Consider the following 6,194-nt stretch of genomic DNA (forward strand, 5'->3'; position numbering starts at 1 on the left):
CGGCACCACTATTTAAAGAACCCGCTCAAAAGGCGGGTTCTTGCTTTCGAGTATTTCGAAAATTATTCCCATCAAATAACCCCGTGATGGCAACATCACCATCACAGGGGTTGCGCGATTATTCCTTCACCACAATCAGCGGTTCAATATCGCTCTCTTTTTTAATCACCAGCGACTCGTCACCGCGCAGGCAGGTACCGCCGTAGTTACCACCTACGGTAAAGGTACAAACCTGGATATATTTACCGGCAACTTTTGGCAGACACCAAAGCTGCTGAAAAATGTTCTTCTGCTCGGCAAACTTACCGCTGGTTTTATCCAGTAGCTCTTCCTGATGACTCACCAGATCGATGTTGCTGCCACAACGTCCTGCAATAGGTTTCACCGCATAACCGGTTTGCGCCAGCTCTTCATTAACAGTGAAATCCGTATCAAGCAGATAACGGTGGTGCGGGAACAGTTGCCAGAGGATCGGCAGAATCGCTTTGTTGCCAGGGATAACCGTCCACAGAGGTTCGAAGACCAACACTTCCGGGCGCAGCAGCACGTCGATTAAACGCACTTCCTGATTCGTATGCCCGGTACGAATTGGCACCGCGGCGTACTCCGTTTCGCTGACCTCGCGCACCTGCTCAATTGCGGTTTCCCACGCCCAGGTCTTCCAGACGCAGTTCACCAGACGGCCATCACCGTCAATCAGCTGACCGGCATCATCCCAGCACAGTTCATCCAGACCTCGCAGAATTTTGCTGTCAAACCCGGCCTGACGCAGCGCCTGCTGCATAAACTGCGCGTGATAGTTCTCCTCGATATCCTTATCCTGCATGATGTGGACAAACGGACGTGCGCGGCTGTGCTTCCAGGCCCCCGCCAGTTCGTTGATCAACCCTTCAGCCGGGTTGTGTCCCTGCCCTGTGTAACCACGCTCGGCCCATCTTTCGAGGATCAAACCGGCTTCGGTATGGCACGATGCGGAATCGGCGTTGTACTCATACACCTTCAGTCCACGTTCATCCATACAGAAATCCATACGCCCCGTAATCATATGATGCCGACGACGCTGCCAGGAAAGGCGCAGGCGCGGCCAGAGGATTTTCGGGATATCAAACAGCGCCAGCAGGTTGTCGTCTTTCAGCACCTTATCGGTCGCATGCAGATACATCAGGTGCAGCTCGTTGGTGGCTTTAATCAGCTCCTGCTCGGCGCTCTCGGTAATGGTGAAGTATTGATGCGGGTCCTGATTAATCACATGGCCGTTCGCCAGCACGTAGGCTTTTTGCAGCGGATCCTGCTCATTCAGCCATTTACCGTCAAATTGCCCGTTATCTTCCAGTCGCGCGCCGCCAATTTTCAGCGAGTCATTGGCGATCTCCGGCTGCGGTAGGCTGAAACGGGTATCATCGGTCTGGATCATCCAACCAAGAATAGTCGTATCGTCAAAGGTATCACGCAGGGTGTAACAACCGTTCTCAACCACCATCTCCAGTTCGCGAGTCCACTGCTGTCCGGGAGGCAGCGGCGTATGGAGCACGTTCTGTTCGGCAATACGGATTTTGTTTTCCAGCAACTGGGTGACGACCGCCACATGCCCGGTATCTTTAAATTCACCGCCTTTTTGCCAGATAAGCAGAGCGCCTGCTACCGGCGCGCGGGGCGAACCATTCGGAAATGCCTGTAACGGTAGGATGTTGTCATTCACTACTTCGCGCAGGAAGCGTAAGGAGAAGATCTCCCAGGCCATACCCACATCGGTGAAGACCATGCCATAGTTAAGGAAGAGAAAGCGGCGTGCGAACTCTACGCACTGCCATTTGTGGCCCATGTATTCATCGTCGATATAGCTGCGAAAAGCTGCATCATCGTCGTAGTCCCGTGGGTCGAGGGAGCTGTAATCTGAAGAGTAGATTGCTACGCCACCTGGGGCATAGCCCAATAATGTCCCGAATGGGGCATCCTGACTGGTCGTTCCTTTGCTCATGCACCTTACCTCAAAACAATACAGCCTGAGCAGGTTGGCGTGAATTTTTCGCTCTGATTGCCTGCTCTGCGACACTAACCGGACAGAGGTCGACATCATCATACACCTCAACGCAGCGGCTGGCGCTCAGAGGCGAAAAATTCACAGCAGGAACTACGCTTTGGTCAGGGTGACCGGTACGCTTTTATACGCCGGAGTCAAACTTTGTGTATCTACTGCATCCAGCGAAAGCAGGACATTCGCTTCAGGCAGATAAGCGCCAATTGAGCCAGCCGCCATGTTGTAAATCACCACCGTTAAGCCGTACATGATGCGATCCGCGCAGGGCTGACCGTTGTCGTCCAGCGCCTGAACGTTGACCACATCACCCTGGCTCAGACCGCGGCTCGTCGCTTCTTCGGCGCTTAAAAACACCACATCCCGACGGCCAGTAATGCCACGATAGCGATCGTTCATACCATAAATCGTGGTGTTGTACTGATCGTGGCTACGCAGCGTTGCCAGAACCAGTGCATCAGCAGGCTGATGTTCCCGCTCTACCGCCCGCTGATGGCTGACGATAAAGTTGGCTTTGCCATTCGCTGTTCGCCATTCACGGCGCGAAGCAGGCGTATCCATACGAAATCCGCCCGGCTCGGCAATACGTGCGTTGTAATCGTGGAACGCCGGGATCACGGCTTCAATGGCGTCACGGATCAACGTGTAGTCCCCGGTAAATGCTTCCCAGTTGATCGGAGAATGCGGCAGCGTGGCACGCGCCATGCCCGCCACAATCGCGGGCTCCGATTTTAACCAGCGGGAAGCCGGCTTCAGCGCGCCACAGGAAGCGTGAACCATCGACATAGAATCTTCGACGGTGACTGACTGGATCCCCGTCGCCTGCATGTCGCGCTCCGTTCGGCCTAATGCAGGTAGCAGGTAGTTATGCTTTGCCAGCAGCAGATGCGATCTGTTCAGTTTGGTCGCCACATGGACCTGCAGATCCAGGTTTTTCATCGCCGCAAAGGTACGCTGCGGCTGGGGCATCGCTACCGCCAGATTGCCGCCCATGCAGATGAGCGCTTTTGCGTCTCCCCGCTCGATGGCCCGAATGCTCTCCACGCTGGAGCGTCCATGTTTGCGCGGAACGCGGATAGAAAAATGCTTCTCAAGTCGTTGCAGGAAGTCTTCGGACGCCGCTTCGTTGATCCCTACAGAACGATCGCCCTGCACATTAGAATGGCCGCGTAACGGGCAGATCCCCGCCCCCGGCTTACCCATATTGCCTTTCAGCAACAACAGATTTACCAGCTGCTGGACGTTCTCGGTGCCGTTTTTATGCTGAGTGATGCCCAGACCATAACAAACAATCGTGGCGCTGGATTTACTGTAGCTGTGCGCCAGATCTTCCATCTGACTGCGCGTCAGGCCCGAGTCCTGTTCCAGCTCAGCCCAGTTATGCTGACGTAAGTCGTCATACAGCGCTGCATATCCCGCGGTATGTTGGTCGATAAACGCATGATCGAGCGTCGGCTGCTGATCCAGTAGGATCCGCGCTTCGTCCATTTCGATCAGCGCCTTCATTATGCCTTTGAGCAACGAGGCGTCACCGCCCATTTTTACCTGGTAGTAGTCGTTGCTCAGCTCCGTCGCCTGACCGGTGAACATCTCTTTCGCGCTTTGCGGGAAGCTAAAGCGCTCAAGCCCCCTTTCGTTCAGCGGGTTGATGGAGATAATTTTGGCTCCACGCTTGGCAACGTCGCGTAAGGTGGTCAGCATGCGTGGATGGTTAGTACCAGGGTTATGCCCGATACAAATCACCAGATCGCAGTGGTCAAAATCATCAAGTTCAACGGTCCCTTTCCCAAGGCCAATGGCTGGCGTTAGCCCTGCGCTGGTCGGTCCGTGGCACATGTTTGAGCAATCAGGAAAGTTGCTGCTACCATATTCGCGGGCAAACAGCTGATACAGGAACGCCGCCTCATTTGACGTTCTGCCGGAGGTATAAAACTCAACCTGTTGTGCTGAGTCATAGCTGCGCAGACGCTCGCCGATCTCCCGAAAGGCGATATCCCAATCCACCGCCTGCCAGGTGTCTGACACTGCATCGTATTTCATTGGATGCGTCAAACGACCGATGTTTTCCAGTTCATAATCGCTGTAGTGCCAGAGTGTGGAAACCGGGTGACGACTGAAAAATTCCGGTGACGCTTTCTTACTGGTTGTCTCCCAGGAAACCGCCTTAACGCCATTTTCGCACAGCTCCATTGGCGCACGATGCCCGGGGTCCGGCCACGCACAGCCCGGACAATCGAACCCTTTCACCTGGTTCATTTTGAACATCGCGATAATGTCGCGCGCGACAGCCTTTTGCGAAAACACCGAAGCAGTGACGGCTTTTACCGCACCCCACCCACCCGCAGGGCCCTGATAACCGCTTACTCCTGGAACACCATTTTTCATTATTACTGCTTATTCACCGCCAATTTTTGATGGTGAATACGGTAGCAATTTCCGTCCAACATTGATTTCCTCTTCATGGAGTACGGGCCAGGTACAATGAACGGGTTAGATTTATCTTCCCCTTTCAGCACAAAGCGACATAAAGTCCCAATCTGTTAAATTGAGTTCTACCTAACTGCTACACTGCATCAACACAACCACTCAGAAGGCAGGTCAATATGTCAGACAATACCTATCAGCCCGCGAAAGTCTGGACGTGGGAAAAATCGAACGGCGGCGCTTTCGCCAATATCAACCGTCCTGTTTCCGGTGCCACCCACGAAAAAACGCTGCCGGTTGGCAAGCATCCGCTGCAGCTCTATTCGTTGGGTACACCGAACGGGCAGAAAGTGACGATTATGCTGGAGGAGCTGCTGGCGCAGGGCGTGAAGGGCGCGGAATACGATGCCTGGATTATTCGCATTGGCGATGGCGATCAGTTTTCCAGCGGCTTTGTTGAGGTGAATCCGAACTCGAAGATCCCGGCACTGCGCGACCACTCGCAAAACCCACCGGTTCGCGTATTCGAATCTGGCGCAATTCTGCTCTATCTGGCGGAAAAATATGGTTATTTCCTGCCGCAGGATTTGGCAAAACGTACTGAAACACTGAACTGGTTATTCTGGTTACAGGGTGCGGCGCCGTTCCTCGGCGGTGGTTTTGGTCACTTCTATAACTATGCGCCGGTAAAAATTGAGTACGCTATTAACCGCTTCACGATGGAAGCCAAGCGCTTACTCGACGTACTGGATAAGCAGTTAGCACAGAATCAGTTTGTGGCAGGAGATGAATACACCATTGCCGATATGGCGGTTTGGCCGTGGTTTGGCAATGTGGTGCTGGGCAACGTGTACGACGCGGCAGAGTTCCTCGATGCAGGAAGTTACAAGCACGTGCAGCGCTGGGCAAAAGAGGTTGCCGCGCGTCCGGCAGTTAAGCGTGGTCGTATTGTAAACCGCACTAACGGGCCGCTGAACGAGCAGCTTCATGAACGTCATGACGCCAGCGACTTCGACACCAATACCGAAGATAAGCGCCAGGGTTAACGCAAGATGCCGGATGGCGGCATAAATGCCTTATCCGGCCTTGTATTATCCTCTCTGTGCAGAGAGGGCCGGCCAGTTCTCCCTGCCATGCCGTCCGCATGCCGTATCCGGCCTTAGGTTAACAACCTGTATTGTAGATTTATGCAGCGGACTGCCGTTCTCCACAAGTGACAAACCGGACAGTATCATGGACCGGTTTTCCCGGTAATCCGCATTCACAAGGTTGGTCTCACTATGGAACAGGAACTTCATTTTATCGGTATTGACGTCTCTAAAGCCAAGCTGGATGTCGATGTGCTGCGTCCCGATGGCCGTCACCGCAGTAAAAAATTTGCGAACACCCTGAAGGGCCACAATGAACTCCTCCACTGGCTCAACAGCCATAACGTGGCGCCGGCGCATATCTGTATGGAAGCCACCAGTACGTATATGGAAGACGTGGCCGCCCATCTCAGTGATGCCGGATTCACCGTCTCCATCATCAATCCTGCCCTCGGCAAAGCCTTCGCACAGAGCGAGGGGCTGCGCAGCAAAACCGATGCCGTTGATGCCCGCATGCTGGCAGAGTTTTGCCGTCAGAAGCGCCCGGCAGTCTGGGAAGCTCCGCATCCGGTTGAACGGGCGTTACGGGCACTGGTGCTGCGCCATCAGTCACTGACGGATATGCGTACGCAGGAACTGAATCGCCT

Annotated in this window: 4 protein-coding genes; 2 read left to right on the plus strand and 2 right to left on the minus strand. The window is 54.1% G+C overall.

The features are described 5' to 3' along the window. Positions 1-118: 118 nt before the first annotated feature. Together gss and OGY17_RS07905 are read right to left on the minus strand one after the other, a co-directional pair. Positions 119-1,978 (minus strand): bifunctional glutathionylspermidine amidase/synthase, encoded by a 1,860-nt coding sequence (gss, locus tag OGY17_RS07900; RefSeq protein WP_103284715.1) that lies wholly within the window; start codon positions 1,976-1,978, stop codon positions 119-121. A gap of 153 nt (positions 1,979-2,131) precedes the next feature. Continuing rightward, entirely contained in the window at positions 2,132-4,420 is a 2,289-nt protein-coding gene (locus OGY17_RS07905; protein ID WP_208743727.1) for an FdhF/YdeP family oxidoreductase, read from the minus strand. A 218-nt stretch (positions 4,421-4,638) separates the two neighbouring features. On the opposite strand from OGY17_RS07905, the gene yghU reads away from it, so the two are divergent. Next, positions 4,639-5,505 carry a glutathione-dependent disulfide-bond oxidoreductase gene (yghU, locus tag OGY17_RS07910; protein WP_079934130.1) on the plus strand — a complete coding sequence of 289 codons (867 nt, stop codon included), beginning with the start codon at positions 4,639-4,641 and terminating at the stop codon, positions 5,503-5,505. Positions 5,506-5,739: 234 nt separating this feature from the next. Next, a partial coding sequence (locus OGY17_RS07915) for an IS110 family transposase (protein ID WP_267445968.1) occupies positions 5,740-6,194 on the plus strand: 455 nt, incomplete at its 3' end.

The organism is Citrobacter sp. Cpo126, from assembly GCF_030332445.1.
Taxonomy (GTDB): Bacteria; Pseudomonadota; Gammaproteobacteria; order Enterobacterales; family Enterobacteriaceae; genus Citrobacter; species Citrobacter portucalensis.